14 protein-coding genes and 1 tRNA gene are annotated in these 15,615 nt (G+C 71.8%); 8 read left to right on the forward strand and 7 right to left on the reverse strand.

From position 1 onward, the window contains the following. Positions 1-7: 7 nt before the first annotated feature. From darG to H596_RS0114910, 3 genes are read left to right on the forward strand one after another with little or no spacing between them, the layout of a single operon-like run. On the forward strand, positions 8-1,054 hold the full coding sequence (gene darG, locus H596_RS0114900; RefSeq protein WP_027285558.1) for a type II toxin-antitoxin system antitoxin DNA ADP-ribosyl glycohydrolase DarG: 1,047 nt from the start codon (positions 8-10) through the stop codon (positions 1,052-1,054). Further along, on the forward strand, positions 1,051-2,424 hold the full coding sequence (locus H596_RS0114905; RefSeq protein ID WP_027285559.1) for a restriction endonuclease subunit S: 1,374 nt from the start codon (positions 1,051-1,053) through the stop codon (positions 2,422-2,424). Before darG ends, H596_RS0114905 begins: the two co-directional genes overlap by 4 nt. A 28-nt stretch (positions 2,425-2,452) precedes the next feature. After that, a complete protein-coding gene (locus tag H596_RS0114910; protein WP_027285560.1) occupies positions 2,453-5,581 on the forward strand; it encodes a type I restriction endonuclease subunit R in 3,129 nt (1,042 codons plus the stop codon). A gap of 264 nt (positions 5,582-5,845) precedes the next feature. On the opposite strand, the gene H596_RS0114915 is transcribed toward H596_RS0114910, so the two are convergent. After that, positions 5,846-5,921 (reverse strand) — tRNA-Glu (locus H596_RS0114915). Positions 5,922-5,978: 57 nt separating this feature from the next. After that, on the reverse strand, positions 5,979-7,154 hold the full coding sequence (locus H596_RS0114920) for an ABC transporter substrate-binding protein (RefSeq protein ID WP_027285561.1): 1,176 nt from the start codon (positions 7,152-7,154) through the stop codon (positions 5,979-5,981). Positions 7,155-7,258: 104 nt separating this feature from the next. On the opposite strand from H596_RS0114920, the gene H596_RS0114925 reads away from it, so the two are divergent. The 4 genes from H596_RS0114925 (at position 7,259) to H596_RS0114940 (ending at position 10,400) form a co-directional block, all read left to right on the forward strand. Then, positions 7,259-8,272, forward strand: coding sequence for an NAD(P)H-quinone oxidoreductase (locus tag H596_RS0114925; protein WP_037301636.1), 1,014 nt, complete (start codon positions 7,259-7,261; stop codon positions 8,270-8,272). A gap of 106 nt (positions 8,273-8,378) precedes the next feature. After that, a complete protein-coding gene (locus H596_RS0114930) occupies positions 8,379-9,242 on the forward strand; it encodes a DMT family transporter (RefSeq protein ID WP_027285563.1) in 864 nt (287 codons plus the stop codon). A 1-nt stretch (position 9,243) separates the two neighbouring features. Then, entirely contained in the window at positions 9,244-10,008 is a 765-nt protein-coding gene (locus H596_RS0114935) for an alpha/beta fold hydrolase (RefSeq protein ID WP_027285564.1), read from the forward strand. After that, positions 10,005-10,400 carry an MAPEG family protein gene (locus H596_RS0114940; RefSeq protein WP_027285565.1) on the forward strand — a complete coding sequence of 132 codons (396 nt, stop codon included), beginning with the start codon at positions 10,005-10,007 and terminating at the stop codon, positions 10,398-10,400. Before H596_RS0114935 ends, H596_RS0114940 begins: the two co-directional genes overlap by 4 nt. 68 nt (positions 10,401-10,468) lie before the next feature. On the opposite strand, the gene H596_RS0114945 is transcribed toward H596_RS0114940, so the two are convergent. The 4 genes from H596_RS0114945 to H596_RS21845 are packed head-to-tail and all read right to left on the reverse strand — an operon-like array spanning position 10,469 to position 14,230. Further along, positions 10,469-12,148 carry an amidohydrolase gene (locus tag H596_RS0114945; protein ID WP_027285566.1) on the reverse strand — a complete coding sequence of 560 codons (1,680 nt, stop codon included), beginning with the start codon at positions 12,146-12,148 and terminating at the stop codon, positions 10,469-10,471. A 1-nt stretch (position 12,149) separates the two neighbouring features. Further along, positions 12,150-12,527, reverse strand: coding sequence for a nuclear transport factor 2 family protein (locus H596_RS0114950; RefSeq protein ID WP_027285567.1), 378 nt, complete (start codon positions 12,525-12,527; stop codon positions 12,150-12,152). 11 nt (positions 12,528-12,538) lie between these two features. Beyond that, positions 12,539-13,267 (reverse strand): DUF1028 domain-containing protein, encoded by a 729-nt coding sequence (locus H596_RS21840; RefSeq protein WP_051213145.1) that lies wholly within the window; start codon positions 13,265-13,267, stop codon positions 12,539-12,541. 15 nt (positions 13,268-13,282) lie between these two features. Continuing rightward, complete coding sequence (locus tag H596_RS21845) at positions 13,283-14,230, reverse strand: tripartite tricarboxylate transporter substrate binding protein (RefSeq protein ID WP_051213148.1); 948 nt, start codon at positions 14,228-14,230, stop codon at positions 13,283-13,285. Between the two features lie 144 nt (positions 14,231-14,374). Here H596_RS21845 and H596_RS0114965 point away from each other — a divergent pair, with 144 nt between their 5' ends. Next, on the forward strand, positions 14,375-15,283 hold the full coding sequence (locus tag H596_RS0114965; protein ID WP_027285568.1) for a LysR family transcriptional regulator: 909 nt from the start codon (positions 14,375-14,377) through the stop codon (positions 15,281-15,283). 7 nt (positions 15,284-15,290) lie between these two features. Here the strand turns inward: H596_RS0114965 and H596_RS21850 are convergent. Beyond that, a partial coding sequence (locus H596_RS21850; RefSeq protein ID WP_037301639.1) for a transposase occupies positions 15,291-15,615 on the reverse strand: 325 nt, incomplete at its 5' end.

Genomic DNA, 15,615 nt, shown 5'->3' on the forward strand with positions numbered 1-15,615 from the left:
AGAAGGCATGATCACCCTCAAGACGGGCGATATCCTCGCCGAGCCCGCCGAAGCTCTGGTGAACACCGTCAATTGTGTCGGCGTCATGGGCCGTGGGGTCGCGCTGCAGTTCCGCAATGCCTTCCCCGACAATTTCCGCGCCTACGAAGCCGCCTGCGCGCGCGGCGAAGTGCGGCCAGGGCAAATGTTCGTCTTCGAACGCCAGGCCCTCGATGCGCCGCGCTGGATCATCAACTTTCCCACCAAGCGGCATTGGCGTGGCAGAAGCCGGATCGAGGACATCGAGGCGGGGCTCGTCGCGCTGGTCGAGGAGATCCGCGCCCGCAACATCCGGTCAGTCGCCATCCCCCCGCTCGGCTGTGGGCTCGGCGGGCTCGATTGGGGGCAGGTGCGGCCTCGCATCGAGGCGGCACTGGCAGCGCTGCCCGAGGTGTCGGTGACCGTGTTCGCCCCTGCCGGCGCGCCCGCAGCGGGCCGCGGGATGATGGCGGCAGCGGCGTCGCACATGACGCCCGGGCGGGCGGCGCTGATCGGGCTGATGCGCCGCTATCTCGCTGGGGTCGGCGAGCCCTTCGTCACCCTGCTCGAGGTGCACAAGCTCGTGTACTTCCTGCAGGAGGCGGGCGAGCCGCTGCGCCTGCGCTTCGCCAAGGCGCCGGCCGGCCCCTTCGCCGAGAATCTCGGCCCCGTGCTGCGCGCCGTCGAGGGGCATTACCTGTCCGGCTACCGTGACGGCGGGGACTCGCCGGAGAAGGAGATCGCGATCCTGCCCGGCGCGGTGGAGGATGCCGAGGCTGCCCTGGCCGCCGCGGACGGGACGCGCGAGCGCTTCGCGCGTGTGGCTGCGCTGGTCGAGGGGTTCGAGACGCCTTTCGGCCTGGAGCTGCTGGCGACGGTGCATTGGGTGGCGAAGGTGGAGGGCTGGGACGAAGCGGCGGTGGTCGCCGGGGTGCATGGCTGGGGGCGGCGCAAGCACGGCTTCTCGGAGCGGCAGATACGCTTGGCCCTGGACCGTCTGCGCGGGCAGGGCTGGCTCTCGGCACCGACGGCATGAGCTTTCCTGCCTATCCGGCCTATCGCGACAGCGGCGTGCCGTGGCTGGCCGAGGTGCCGGGGCATTGGGCCGTGCGGCGGCTTCGCTTCCTTGCCGAAATCCGCCCGAGTGGCGTGGACAAGCATAGCCTCGAAGGCGAGTTGCCGGTGCGACTCTGCAACTACGTCGATGTCTACAAGAACGACCGGATTACCGAGGCGCTCGCCTTCCTGGAGGCGACGGCAACGCCCGCCGAGATCGAACGCTTCTCGCTGCGCCCCGGGGACGTGCTGATCACCAAAGACAGCGAGACGCCGAACGATATCGCGGCAGCGGCACTCGTCGAACCCAGCGCGGCGGGCGTGGTGTGCGGCTATCATCTTGCTCTGCTGCGTCCGTTGCCCGGCGGGGTTGGCGGCGCGTTCCTGTTCTGGGCCTTCAAAGCGCCGGGAACGCAGGCGCAATGCTCCGTGCGGGCACAGGGGATCACACGCTTCGGTCTTTCCAGCGCGGCCATCGGTGATGTGCTGCTCCCCCTCCCACCCCCCGCCGAACAGCGCGCCATTGCCGCCTTCCTCGACCGCGAATGCGGCAAGATCGATGCGCTGGTGGCGGAGCAGGAGCGGCTGATCGCGCTGCTGAAGGAGAAGCGCCAGGCCGTCATCTCCCACGCCGTCACCAAGGGCCTCGACCCCACCGCGCCGATGAAGGACTCCGGCGTGGCGTGGCTGGGGCAGGTGCCGGCGCATTGGGAGGTGAAGCGGTTGAAGTTCTTGGCTCGTGTGCAGACCGGCGTCGCCAAAGGTCGCGACCTATCCGGAACCGACGTGATTGAGGTCCCATATCTCCGCGTTGCCAATGTGCAGGATGGATATCTCGACCTTGAAGACGTGGCCACCATCCAGATTGCGCGCGATGAGTTGGATCGCTATGGACTGCAGCCGGGCGACGTTCTGATGAACGAAGGTGGCGACTTCGATAAGCTCGGACGGGGGCACGTCTGGCATGGCGCGATCTCGCCTTGTATCCATCAGAACCATGTCTTCTCGGTTCGGCCACACAGCATTGAGCCCGAATGGTTGGCACTGATCACCAGTGCGGACTGTGGTCGGTTTTTCTTCATGTCCCGGTCCAAGCAAAGCACGAATCTGGCTTCTATATCATCTTCGAATCTTGTAGAGCTTCCGCTGTGCATTCCTCCGCAGCCGGAGCGATCAGCGATCCTGGAAGCTGTCTCGGCGGAGACGACGAAACTCGACACCCTCACCACCGAAGCCGAGCGCGCCATCGCCCTCCTCAAGGAACGCCGCGCCGCGCTGATCTCCGCCGCCGTCACCGGCCGGATCGACGTGCGCGGCCTTGTGCCGGCCGAGGAGGCGAAGGCCGCATGAGCCCGCCCCGCCCACCCCGCCGCGCGCCATGACCGACCTCTACCGCGAAGCCCGGCTGGAAGAGGCGATCTGCACCCATCTCGCCGCCCATGGCTGGCTGTATGACCCCGGCGCCGCCGCCCGCCACGACCGCGCCCGCGGCCTCTTCCCCGAAGACCTTCTCGCCTGGGTGCAGCAGACCCAGCCCGAGGCCTGGGAGGCGCTCACCAAGGCGCACGGCCCGGCGGCGGCGACGGCGCTCGCCGACCGGCTGCGCGCCGCGCTCGACCGGCAGGGCACGCTCGATGTGCTGCGCCACGGCCTCGACATGGTGGGGCTGCGCCGGCCCATTCAGCTTGCCCAGTTCCGCCCGGCGCTGGCGATGAACGAGGCGCTCGCCGCCCGCTATGCCGCCAACCGCCTGCGCGTGGTGCGCCAGCTCCGCAACTCGCCGCATCACGAGAACAGCCTCGACCTGGTGCTGTTCCTCAACGGCATCCCCGTCGCCACCGCCGAGCTCAAGTCGGACTACACGCAACGGGTCGAGGATGCGGTGGACCAGTACCGGCACGACCGCCTGCCGAGGCTGCCGGGGCGGAACACGCCGGAGCCGATCCTCGCCTTCCCCGGCGGAGCGCTGGTGCATTTCGCCGTCTCCAACAGCGAGGTGCGGATGTGCACACGCCTCGAAGGGCCGGACAGCCGCTTCCTGCCCTTCAACCGCGGCCATGACGGGGGCGGCGGCAATCCGCCCAACCCGCGCGGCGCCCCCACCGCCTATCTGTGGGAGGAGGTGTGGGAGCGCCATTCCTGGCTCGACATCCTCGGCCGCTACCTGGTGCCGGTGAAGGACGAGAAGAAGCGCCTCCAGGGCTGGATCTTCCCGCGCTTCCACCAGCTCGACGCCACGCGGAAGCTGCTGGCGGCGGTGCTGCGGGAGGGTCCCGGCGGGCGCTACCTGATCCAGCACTCGGCAGGGTCGGGCAAGACCAACTCCATCGCCTGGACGGCGCATTTCCTGGCCGACCTGCACGATGCGGCGAACCGCAAGCTGTTCGACACGGTGCTGGTGGTCTCCGACCGCACGGTGCTGGATCGGCAGTTGCGCGAGGCGGTGGAGGGCTTCGAGCGCACGCAGGGGGTGGTCGCCACCATCACCGGGGAGGGGGCGAGCAAGAGCCGCGAACTGGCCGAGGCGCTGGCGGCGGGCAAGAAGATCGTCGTCTGCACCATCCAGACCTTCCCCTTCGCGCTGCAGGAGGTGCGGCGGCTTGCGGCGACCCAGGGCAAGCGCTTCGCGGTGATCGCCGACGAGGCGCATTCCTCCCAGGCCGGCCAGGCCGCGGCGAAGCTGAAGGCGACGCTGACGGCCGAGGAGATCGCAGCCCTCGAGGATGGCGGCGAGGTCGATATGGAGGACCTGCTCGCGGCCGAGATGAAGGCCCGTGCGGCGCAGGAGGTGGGCATCAGCTACGTCGCCTTCACCGCCACGCCGAAGGCGAAGACGCTGGAGCTGTTCGGCCGCCGGCCCGACCCCTCGCGCCCCGCGGGCAAGGACAACCTGCCCGCGCCCTTCCACATCTATTCCATGCGCCAGGCGATCGAGGAGGGCTTCATCCTCGACGTGCTGCGCAACTACACCTCCTGGCGCATGGCCTTCCGCCTGACGCATGAGGGGCGCGAGCTGGACGAGCGGGAGGTGGATGCCAGCGAGGCGAAGAAGGGCATCCTCGGCTGGGTGCGGCTGCATCCGCACAACATCGCCGCGCGCGTGCGGATCGTGGTCGAGCATTTCCGGCAGAACGTGGCGCATCTGCTCGGCGGCCGGGCGAAGGCGATGGTGGTGACGGCGAGCCGCAAGGAGGCGGTGCGCTGGAAGACGGCGATGGAGGCCTACATCCGGCAGCGCCGCTACCCGCTCGGCGTGCTGGTCGCCTTCTCCGGCGAAGTCAGCGACCCGGAGACGGGCCCCGAGCCCTTCACCGAGGCGACCATGAACCCCGCCCTGCGCGGGCGCGACATCCGCGAGGCCTTCGCCACGCCCGAGTTCAGCCTGCTGCTGGTGGCGAACAAGTTCCAGACCGGCTTCGATCAACCGCTGCTCTGCGCCATGTATGTGGACAAGCGCCTTTCCGGCATCCAGGCGGTGCAGACGCTCTCGCGCCTCAACCGCGCCTATCCGGGGAAGGACGCCACCTATGTGGTGGACTTCGTGAACGAGCCCGAGGAGATCCTGGCGGCCTTCAAGCAGTATCACACCACCGCCGAGCTCGCCGATGTCAGCGACCCCAATGTGGTGCTGGATCTGCGCAGCAAGCTGGACGCGATGGGCCTCTACGACCGCTTCGAGGTCGAGCGCGTGGCCAAGGTGGCGGTGAACCCGAAGGCGACGCAGGGGGATCTGGACGCCGCCATCGGTCCGGTGAGCAACCGGCTGCTGACGCGCTTCCGGCAGGCGCAGCAGGCCTGGCGGGCCGGGGCGGACGGGACGAAGGCGCGCGAGGCGGCAAAGGCCGAGATGGATGTGCTGCTGCTCTTCAAGCGCGACCTCGGCAGCTATGTCCGGCTGTACGAGTTCCTCGGGCAGATGTTCGACTACGGGAACACCGAGTTCGAGAAGCTCTACCTGTTCGGCAAGCTGCTGCTGCCGCTGCTGGACTACGGGCGGGAGCGGGATGGGGTGGACCTCTCGGCGCTGCGGCTGACGCACCACCGGATGCGCGACCTCGGCCAGCAGCGGCTGAACCTTGCCGGCGGCGAGCCCGCCGAGGGGCTGAAGCCGCCGACCGATGTCGGCTCCGGCCAGGTGCAGGACCGGCAGAAGCAGCGGCTCGGGGAAATCATCCGGGCGCTGAACGATCTCTTCGAGGGTGAGTTGACGGACGGCGACCGGGTCGCCTTCGCCGAGAGCATCCGGTCCAAGATGATGGAAAGCGCCACCCTGCGCGCCCAGGCGGCGGCGAACACGCGCGAGCAGTTCGGCAACTCGCCGAACCTGCGGGAGGAGCTGCTGAACGCGATCATCGCGACGATGGAGGCACACGGCAGCATGAGCCGTCAGGCGCTGAACTCGGAGGCGGTTCAGGCCGGGCTGCTGGCAGTGCTGCTCGGTCCGGGAGCGCTTTGGGAGGGGCTGCGGAAGGGGGAGGAGCCGGGGGCTGGTGCCGATCCGCGATAGATTCGGCGTCGGGGAACCTTTGGTGGGGCGTCGGGTTCACCAACTCGCGGTCGGGTGCTGCCTGTCAAGCCCTTGAAGAGGCGAGCGTTCGGGCTGGCGGCATAATCGGGGAAGTCGCCAGGTTCAGAGAAATCCGGCCTGCGAGAGAGGGTTTCGGGAGGCGTTCGAGGACCGCTCGGCGCCAGCCTATGCGCGAGAACCGCAGAAAACCTGCGCCTCACGGCGCGGCTGGCAGGCGGGGAGACGATTCGCGGCGCATAGAGGTGGCGTCCCGTACGGGATTCGAACCCGTGCTGCCAACGTGAAAGGCTGGTGTCCTAGGCCTCTAGACGAACGGGACAGCGGCGCGGCTGCTTAGCGCCCCTTGCGGCGTCGCGCCAGCCCCTGCGCAGCCGCGTCACACCGGCGCCGCCGCTGCCGCCTCGGGCGGAAACACCGCCACCGGCCGTCCCGCCTGCCATTGCAGCAGCACCGGTGCGGCGCGGAGGTTCTGCCCCCGCTCATCCAGCCGCCAGCCCCAGCCATTGGGCAGCGCGCCCGCCGGCTGGTCGAGCGCGACGAGGGCCGGCCGCACCGCGGCCCGCTCCAGCGCCGGCAACCCCAGCACGACCCGCGCGCCCGCGAAGACCGCAAGCGAGAGCGCCGAGCGCGGCGGGCCGCCCCAGCGGCGCTGATAGGCCTCGGCGAAACGCCGCGCGCCCTGCGCCCAGGCCGGCGAACTCTCGATGGGCGGCACGTCGAGCGCGAAGACCGCCTCCGCCGCGGCGCCCAGGGCGCGCCCGAATTCCGCGAGCCCCCAGCCCGCCCCGAGGCCGATCACCGCGCGCGGCCGCCAGGCCGCATCGGCCAGCGCACGCAGCAGCGCCGCCGCATCCGCCTCCCCCGCCGCATGGATCACGACGGAGACGCCGGCCGCGCGCAGGCGCTGCGCCAGCGCCGGCCATTCGGGGCTGCGCGGCGGGTGGGAGAGACGCTCGGCGATCACCGCGCCCGCCTCGCGCAGTGCCCCCTCCACGGCCCCCGCGAGACTCTCGGAGGTCACCCCCGTCTCGTGCAGCAAGGCCACGCGCATGGCGTCGAGCGGCAGCGAGAGCAGGCCGGGCAGCAGCCCAGTCATCGCCCGCCGCGCCTGCGCGCCGAACGCGCTCGCGCGCGGGGCGCTGCGCACGAAGAAGCGACCGCCCCGCTCGCCCAGAACCTCGGCGGGGGAGGCGAGCTCGACATAGGGCGTCTCCAGCGCCTCCGCCGCCTGCATCGCCGCCAGCCCGACCGGAGCGGAGACGCTGCCGAACAGCACGGTGCAGCGCTCCTGCTGGATCAGCCGGCGGGCCTCGGCCAGCGCGGCGCCCGGCTCGGTGGCGTCCGCCCGCAGCAGGCGAACGGGGCGGCCGCCGGCCGCGTTGCGCTCCTCCACCGCCATCTCCAGGCCGCGCAGCGCCTCGTCGCCGAGCGGGGCCTGCGCGCCGGAGAGGGGAAGCACCGCGCCCACGCGCCACTCCTGCGCGGCCTGCGCGCGAAGCGCGCGCGGCGCGGCGAGAAGGGGCAGCGCGGCGAAGGCGAGGCGACGGCGCATCGCCCATACTCTCCCGCGCCGCGCGCCGCGCCGCAATCGCCGCACGCGGCTTGACGCCCCGGCCCCATGCGGGAAGTGTCCGGCACGACGTGACGGAGCACCCCATGCCCAGCAGCATGACCTACATCGCCCATGGCGCGGGCGGCGGCCCCGAGGTGCTGGTCCCCGCCACCGGCCCCGTGCCGACCCCCGCGCCCGACGAGGTGCTGATCCGCGTCATGGCCGTGGGGGTGAACCGGCCCGACGTCGCGCAGCGCGCGGGCAGCTACCCGCCGCCGCCCGGCGCCTCGCCCATCATCGGCCTCGAATGCGCGGGCGAAGTGGTGGCCGCCGGCCCCGCCGTGACGCGCTACCGCCCCGGCGACAAGGTCTGCGCGCTGACCAATGGCGGCGCCTATGCCGAATACTGCGTGGCCCCCGAGGCGCAGACCCTGCCCTGGCCGCGCGGCTTCGACGCGCTGCAGGCGGCCGCCATTCCGGAGACCTATTTTACCGTCTGGGCCAACCTCTTCGGCACCGCGCACGCCGCGGGCGGGCGGCTCGCGCCCGGCGAATCGGTGCTGATCCATGGCGGCACATCGGGCATCGGCGTCACCGCCATCCAGCTCGCCAAGGCCTTCGGCGCGCGGGTGTTCACCACCGTCGGCAGCGAGGCGAAATGCGCCGAGGCGCTGCGCTTCGGCGCCGACCACGCGATCAACTACCGCACCCAGGATTTCGTCGAGGAGGTGAAGCGGCTGACCGAGGGCAGGCTGCTCGACGTGGTGCTGTGCATGGTCGGCGCGCCCTATTTCGCGCGCAACCTGCGCTGCCTGCGGATGGACGGGCGGCTGGTGCTGATCGCCTTCCTCGGCGGCGAGACGGCCGAGAAGGTGGATCTGCGGCCCATCATGGTGAAGCGCCTCACCGTCACCGGCTCCACCATGCGCCCGCGCAGCACCGCGCAGAAGGGCGAGATCGCGGCGGCGCTGCGCGAGAAGGTCTGGCCCCTGCTGGAAGCCGGGCGCTGCCTGCCGCACATCCACGCCGTCTTCCCGCTGACCGAGGCCGCGCGCGCCCATGCGCTGATGGAAAGCAGCCAGCATGTCGGCAAGATCATGCTGAAGGTGGCCGAGTGATACGGGCGGCATCGCATGCCGCCCGTATCGCGCGCAGGGTTGGTGTGGCGGCTGCGCGCCAAAACAAACACATACCAGCGGCCGCTGGTATGAGGCCGCCCCCCGCGTGACGCAGGGGCGCGCGCTCCGGCTGCTTCTCGTGGCGGTGGTGCTGTTCGGCGGCGTCTGGCCGCTGACCAAGCATGCGCTGGCCGACGGCACGGCGATGTGGTTCGGCTTCTGGCGCGCCGCGCTGGCGGTGGTGTCGGCGACGCTTGTGCTCGGGCTGCTCGGCCGGCTGCGCTTCCCCGCGCGGGGCGACTGGCCGGCCGTGCTCGCCCTCGGCCTGCTGCAGATCGGCGGCTTCTTCGCCTTCACCCATGCTGCCATCGCGCTGATCCCGGCGGGCCGCACGGCCATTCTCGGCAATGTCACGATCTTCTGGCTGGTGCCGCTCTCTGTCTGGCTGCTGGCCGAGCGCGTCGCGCCCTTGAAGTGGCTGGCGGCCGCCATCGGGCTGCTCGGCGTGGCGGTGATGATGGGCCCCTGGGCGATCGACTGGACGGCGCCGGGCGTGCTGCGCGGGCATCTGTGGCTGCTCTGCGCCTCGCTGGGCTGGAGCATCGCCATCATCGTGCTGCGCAGGCGCCCGCCCGCCGCGCCGCTGATGGAGCTGCTGCCCTTCGCCTTCGCCATCGGCGCGGCGCTGCTCGCTCTCGTGGCCTGGATGCTGGAGCCCGCGGGCGGGCTCGGCCCCGGCGCCTGGCCCTTCGCGCTGTTCATCGGCCTGGTCGCCGCGCCCATCGGCACCTGGGCGATCAGCGAGGGCACGCGCCACCTCAACGCCGTCCTCGCCTCGCTCGGCGTGCTGCTCGTGCCGCTGTTCGGCGTGGCGCTGGCGACGCTCTGGTTCGGCGAGCCGCTGGGCTGGGATATCCTGACGGGCGGCGCGCTCATCGTGCTCAGCGTGCTGCTGGCGACACGGAGGTGAGATGATCCTCAACACCGTCGAGATGGGCGAGGGCCCGCCGCTGGTGCTGCTCCACGGGCTGTTCGGCGCGGCGCGCAACTGGGGCGCGCTGCAGAAGCGCCTGGCCGCGCGGCACCGCGTGCTGGCGATGGACCTGCGCAACCACGGCGAAAGCCCTCATGCCGAGGGCATGGCGCATGCCGCCACGGCCCGCGACGTGGCGGAGACGCTGCACGCGCGGGGCGTCTCCCGCGCCGTGGTGGTGGGCCATTCGCTGGGCGGCAAGGTGGCGATGGCGCTGGCGCTGCACCACCCGGGCTTCCTCGCCGGGCTGGTGGTGGCCGACATCGCGCCCGTGCGCTACCCGCCCGCGCTGCGCGGCCATGTCGCCGCCATGCGCGCGCTGCCGCTGAAGGAGGGGCTGACGCGGCGCGAGGCCGATGCGGCGCTCGCCGCCTCCGTGCCCGACGCGACCATCCGCGCCTTCCTGCTGCAATCCCTCGACCTGGAGGCGAGCCCGCCGCGCTGGCGGCTCGGGCTCGCCGAAATCCACGCCGCCATGCCCGAGATCGAGGATTTCCGCGAGGATGGCCGTTACGACGGCGCAACGCTGGTGATCGCGGGCGGGCGCAGCGACTACATCCGCGGGGAGCACCGCCCCCTCTTCCGGCGACTGTTCCCCGCCGCCCGCTTCGCCGTCATCGAGGAGGCGGGCCACTGGGTGCATGCCGAGAAGCCGAACGAGTTCCTGGCGCTGGTGCAGGAGTTCTGCGGAGGTGCAGGATGACCCCGTTCCCCGTCGCCAGCCTCTACGCCGCGCTGGCCGGCCTTGTGCTGCTCTGGCTCTCGCTCAGGGTGATCCGCGAGCGGGGGCGCGCCCAGGTTGCCCTCGGCCATGGCGAGGCCGAGGCGCTGCTGCGCGCCAGCCGCGCCCAGGGCAATTTCGTCGAGTATGCGCCGCTGGCGCTGCTGCTGCTCGCCCTGCTGGAAGCCTCCGGGACCGGGTCGTGGCTGCTGCACGCGCTCGGCGCGGCGCTGCTGGCCGGGCGGCTGCTGCACGGGGTGGGCATCGCCCGCATCCCGGAGGACATGCGGCTGCGCCAGGCCGGCATGGGCCTGACCTTCGGGGTGCTGGGCGCGGCCTCGCTGCTTCTGCTGCTGCGCGCGGTCGCGGGGTGATGCGGGCGGGGTGAGCGCCGCGCTTGTCATGCCGGACACCGCACGCGCGGCATGTCATGCCGCCCGTATCAGCCCCCATGCGCGACCCTGCCGCCGATGATGGTCATCTCCGCCTTCACCTCGCGCAGCGCGTGTTCGGGGATGGTGAGGATGTCGGCCGAGCAGACGGTGAAGTCCGCGAGCTTGCCCGGCTCGATGCTGCCTTTGATCTCCTCCTCGAAATTGGCCCAGGCGGCGTTGACGGTCCACATCCGCAGCGCCTCCTTCACCGTGATCGCCTCCTCGGGGTGGAACTGCCGCCCCTCGAAGGTCTGCCGCGTCACGCAGCACCACATGCTGAAGAAGGGGTCGAGCGTCAGCCAGTCCGTGCCCGTCTGGTCGGAGGAGTTGCAGGGCCTGAGCCCGGCGTCGTGGATGGAGCGCAGCGCCATGAACTCCCGCGCGCGCGCGGGGCCGAGGTGCGGCGCGACGTAATCGCCGTAGGTGTAGAGCCAGCCCGCCGTCATGTTCGGCACGACGCCGAGGGCCTTGGCGCGCGCGCGCAGATCGGGCGCGCCGGCGTCGCAGCCGAAATGCTCGATGCGGTGGCGGTGGTTCTCGCGCGGGTTCAGGGTCAGCGCGTGCTCGATGGCGTCCAGCGCGATCTCCTGCGCCCGGTCGCCCGTGGCGTGGAAGGAGATCTGGATGCCGTGGTCGTGCATCAGCCGCGCCAGCTCCCTGGCCCGTTCGGGCGTCGCCAGCAGCAGGCCTCGATCCGTGCCGTCGCCCTTCTCGAAATAGGGCTCGCGCATGGCCGAGCTGAGCGACATCAGCACGCCGTCCAGGAACACCTTGGCGCCGCCGATGCGCATCCATTCGTCGCCGAAGCCGCTGATCACGCCCAACGCCACCGCCGCCTCGATGCCCGCGGTGCGCGTGGCGCCGATGTGGATGTGCGAGGTGATGCGCAGCGGCAGCGCGCCCTCGCGCGCCAGCTCGGCGCAGGCGCGCAGCTCGTTGGGGGTGGCGTAGGAACAGGCCGAGGTGAAGCCCCGGCCCACCCAGAGCGGGCCGATCACCTCGCGCATGTAATGCTTCACGTCCGCGTAGGGCACGACGCGGTCGGGGAACACCGTCATGCCCTCGTGCAGGACGCCGAGCGGCTCGCCCGTCTCCTCGTCGAACTCGGCGTGGCCGTTCGCCTCGTCCCAGGGCACGCCGCGCCTCATGCCCAGCCGCTCGCAGCCCAGGCTGTTCAGGCGATAGACATGCCGCGCATCCAGCACCAGCACCGGATGATCGCGGGTGACGGCATCCAGCTCCTCGCGCGTCGGGTAGCGCTGCTCGACGAATTTCCGCGCGCCGAACTGGCAGCCATGGGCGATGATCCACTCGCCCGGGGGGGTGATGCGCGCGCGCTCGGCGATGTTGCGCAGCACGTCGCGGATGGAGCGGTTCGGCGGCACGCGCGCATCCACGTAGCGCGCGGCGCTGCGCGCCGAGGAGCCGAGGTGGCAGTGGCTGTCGATCAGCCCGGGAACCACGGTGCGCCCGCGCAGGTCGAGGATCGCCGTCGCGGGCCCCGCCAGCGCCTTGATCTGCTCGGTGGCGCCGACCTGCTGGATGATCCCCTCGCGCACCGCGACGGCCTCGGCGATGCTGTCCGCGCCATCGAGCGTCACCACCTTGCCGCCGAGCAGCACCATGTCCGGCGCGCCCTCGGGCGCCCGGCGGCGCTTCAGGCCGAAGCCCGTGACCGGCGCGGCCATCTCAGGCCACCCGCTGCTTGCGGTAGGTGTCCTTGCGCGCGATCAGCCCGTCGCGGATCTCGAACAGGTCCACGCCGCGCAGCTCCGTGACGACCCCTTGGGCGTCCGTGCCGCGGAAGGTCCATTCGCTGAAGGCGCGGCCGCCGGGGGCCACCACATGCGTCGCCTCCTCCCAGCGGGCGTCGGGCCAGCGCCGCCAGGCGGCGGGGAAGGCCTCGCGCAGCGCCTGCTTGCCGACGTGGCGCGCGCCGCAGGCGAGAGGGCCGGCGGCGGTCTCGAACACGCAATCCTCGGTGCAGAGCGCCAGCAGCCCCTCGAGGTCGTGGCGGTTCCAGGCCTCGGCGAAGGCGCGCAGCAGCGCGGTCTCGGCGTCGCTCATGGGCGGTGTGCTCACTGCTGGGGGATCACGCGCTGCAGATGGTTGGGCCGCCAGCCCGGCACCGCCTCCATGCGCTTCTGCCACCAGCGCGGCAGGCCGGTGGGGTCGGTCTTGCGCTGCACGTAGAAGGCCTGCAGCGGGCGCATGAACTCCAGCACGCGGCGCAGTTCGATCACCGGCTGGTCGTGCAGATCCACGCGCAGGTCGAGCAGCGGGAAGGGCGCCGCGCCATGCACCAGCAGGGCCGCGGAGGTGAGCCCCTCCGGCTGACCGCCCGAGCGCGCGCCCGCCTCCAGCGCGCGCATCAGCCGCTCCGAAAGCGGCAGGCCGCTGCCGGCCGTCGCCTGGAAGCCCTGCCAGGCATCCTCCAGGCAGGTCTCGGTCAGCACATTGCCGGCGACGGCGAAGCCCTCGCCCAGACGGTGCCCGGCATGGGGCGGCGCCGTCTCTCCGGTGTGGCCGGCCACGCCGCCGAACATGTCCACCACGATCACCTGCCGCGAGGGCCAGAAGGGATCCCGCGCGGCCAGCGTGGCGATGACCCCGGCGGCGGAGGCGCCCTCGGCCAGCAGGCCCATGGCCATGGCGCGATGGATCGGCGAGCTCACGCACTGGTAGGCCAGCGCGCCGCGCCCGGAGAGCGCGCCGGGCGCCGTCGCGCCCACATTGGGCGAATAGGTGGCGACGGCGACGCCGCATTCGCCGGTCTCGGGGCAGCGGGCCACGATGGAGTAGGTCATCTGCGCCGCCTCCCCTCAGCGCTGGCGCGCGGCGAGGGCGCGCTGCCAGTCGCGCGCGAAGGTCGCGCCCAGCGAGGCGGCGTCGGGCGGGCCGAGGATCGCCCCTGTCGCCGTGATGCGCGCGCGCACCGCGGGGTCGGCCAGAATCGCCGCGGCCTCGGCGTTCAGCCGGGCGAGAATGGCGGGCGGCGTGGCGGCCGGCGCGAAGAGCGCGTTGATGGCGAGGAAATCCCAGTCCACGCCGGACTCCCGCAACGTCGGCAGTTCGGGGAGATCCGCCAGCCGCTCGCCGGTGGCCACCGCCAGCGCGCGCAGCTTGCCCTCGCGGGCCAGCGGCATCTGCACCGGGACGGAGCCGATGTTGAGCTGGATCGCGCCCGCCAGCAGGTCCAGGTTCAGCGGCGGCAGCCCGCGATAGACCGGATACTCCATGGTCCCGCCCGCGGCGCGCGCCACCGCCTGGCAGGAGAGGTGGTCGGATGTGCCCTCGCCCAGCACGCCGCAGTTGAGGCGGCCGGGATTCTCGCGGATGTGGCGCAGCAGCTCCGCCACGTTGCGCGCGGGCACGGAAGGGTGCACCACCAGCACGCTCGGCAGCCCGGCCACGAAGGCCACGGGCGCGAGGCTCGCGTTCGGGTCGAAGTTCTGCTCCGGCGCATTGGCCGCGGCGAAGAGGATGCCGCTGCTGTGCATCAGCAGCGTGTGGCCATCCGCCGGCGCGCGCGCCACAGCCTGGGCGGCGATCAGCCCGCCCGCGCCGCTGCGGTTCTCGACCACCACCGGCACGCCCAGCCGCGGCGAGAGGCGTTCGGCCATCAGCCGCGCCAGGATGTCGGTGATGCCGCCCGCGGCGAAGGGCACGATGATGGTGACGGGGCGCGAGGGGAAGGCCGTCTGCGCCTGGGCGGCGGCAGCGGCCCCCGTCGCGGCCGCCGCGAGAAGGAGCCTTCGGGAGAGTGTCATGGCGCGGTCCCTGCTCTCGCTGTCATCGCGAGGCTAGGCGCGGCCCGATCCCGCATCCATGATAAACGGGAGCAGTCAGGTTGCGCGCTGTGCGCAACCTCGCCCTGCGATGTCCTCGCCCGATCCGGCGAGCGGGGTGCGCCGATGGACCTTCGCCAGATTTCCACCTTCCTCGAGGTGGCCGAGCAGGGGAGCCTGCGCGCCGCCTCGGCGCGTCTCAGGGTCGCGGAGACGGCGCTCAGCCGCCAAGTCCGCCTGCTGGAGCAGGAGTTCGGCGTCGCTCTGTTCCGCCGGCACGGCCGCGGCCTCGCGCTCACGGCCGAGGGCCGGGCCTTCCGCGACCGGCTGCTGCCGCTGGTCTCGGGCCTCGCGCAGCTGCGCACCGACATGCTCTCGCAGCGCGGCGAGATTTCGGGCCAGGTGGCCATCGGCGTGCCCTGGGTGCTGCTGGAGCGGCTGAGCGCGGCCCTGGCGCGCGGCTTCATCCGCCGGCACCCGGCGGTGACCATCCGCTTCATCGGCGGCTTCGCAGACCATCTGCGCGAGGCGCTGCTGCGCGGCGAGGCCGACCTCGCCCTGATGTTCGATCCTGCGCCCTCGGCCGCGCTCGCGCTCTCGCCGCTGTTCACCGAGAGGATGCTGCTCGCCGCCGCCCCCGCCGCCGGCTACCGGCTGGACCGGCCCGTGCCCTTCGCGCGCGTCGCGGACGCGCCGCTCGTGCTGCCCGGCCCGCGCAACCCCTTCCGCCGGAGGATCGAGGCCCTGGCGGCGGAGCGCGGCCTTCCCCTCTCGGTGCGGTTCGAGGCGGAGGCGCTGGCGCCCCAGAAGGCCCTGGCGCTGGAGGGCGTGGCGCAGATGCTCGCCTCGCGAGAGGCGGTGCGGCGGGAGCTGGCAGAGGGCCGGCTCTGCGCCGCCCCGATCGAGGATCCGACCATCCTGCGGACGCTCTATCTGGGCCTGCCGCAGGAGAGGCCGACCTCCCGCGCCGCCGCGCAGCTCGCCCGGGCCGTGGTCGAGGAGTTCGGGGAGGCGGCCGCTTCGCCGGCGCCTTGATAAACCCCTACACCGCTGAAACCTGTGCTGTTCTGGGTTCTATCAGGTGGAAGCGGCTGGTCAGCAGGGAGGCGAGTTCGGCCTGCCATTGTCCGAGCCTGGCGAAGAAGCCGCGGATGGCCTCGCGGAACTCGGCGAAGCTCGGGTAGTGCCTGTTCCAGAGCGTCTTCTTCTTGAAGAACCACCACAGCCCTTCGATCAGATTGAGATTGGGTGCGTAGGGCGGCAGATAGACCACGCGCAATCGGCGCTCCGGCTTGGCGAGCCACTTGCGGACCACCTTGGCGCGGTTGTAGCTGGCGTTGTCGAGGATCAGCGTGATCCGCCGCGCG

The sequence above is a fragment of the Rubritepida flocculans DSM 14296 genome, assembly GCF_000425365.1.
Taxonomy (GTDB): Bacteria; Pseudomonadota; Alphaproteobacteria; order Acetobacterales; family Acetobacteraceae; genus Roseococcus; species Roseococcus flocculans.

Excerpts from the sequence above, each read along its gene's own strand:
- darG (WP_027285558.1), top strand. The coding sequence starts at position 8 with ATGATCACCCTCAAGACGGGCGATATCCTCGCCGAGCCCGCCGAAGCT.
- H596_RS0114905 (WP_027285559.1), top strand. The coding sequence starts at position 1,051 with ATGAGCTTTCCTGCCTATCCGGCCTATCGCGACAGCGGCGTGCCGTGG.
- H596_RS0114910 (WP_027285560.1), top strand. The coding sequence starts at position 2,453 with ATGACCGACCTCTACCGCGAAGCCCGGCTGGAAGAGGCGATCTGCACC.
- H596_RS0114920 (WP_027285561.1), bottom strand. The coding sequence starts at position 7,154 with ATGCGCCGTCGCCTCGCCTTCGCCGCGCTGCCCCTTCTCGCCGCGCCG.
- H596_RS0114925 (WP_037301636.1), top strand. The coding sequence starts at position 7,259 with ATGCCCAGCAGCATGACCTACATCGCCCATGGCGCGGGCGGCGGCCCC.
- H596_RS0114935 (WP_027285564.1), top strand. The coding sequence starts at position 9,244 with ATGATCCTCAACACCGTCGAGATGGGCGAGGGCCCGCCGCTGGTGCTG.
- H596_RS0114940 (WP_027285565.1), top strand. The coding sequence starts at position 10,005 with ATGACCCCGTTCCCCGTCGCCAGCCTCTACGCCGCGCTGGCCGGCCTT.
- H596_RS0114945 (WP_027285566.1), bottom strand. The coding sequence starts at position 12,148 with ATGGCCGCGCCGGTCACGGGCTTCGGCCTGAAGCGCCGCCGGGCGCCC.
- H596_RS0114950 (WP_027285567.1), bottom strand. The coding sequence starts at position 12,527 with ATGAGCGACGCCGAGACCGCGCTGCTGCGCGCCTTCGCCGAGGCCTGG.
- H596_RS21840 (WP_051213145.1), bottom strand. The coding sequence starts at position 13,267 with ATGACCTACTCCATCGTGGCCCGCTGCCCCGAGACCGGCGAATGCGGC.
- H596_RS21845 (WP_051213148.1), bottom strand. The coding sequence starts at position 14,230 with ATGACACTCTCCCGAAGGCTCCTTCTCGCGGCGGCCGCGACGGGGGCC.
- H596_RS0114965 (WP_027285568.1), top strand. The coding sequence starts at position 14,375 with ATGGACCTTCGCCAGATTTCCACCTTCCTCGAGGTGGCCGAGCAGGGG.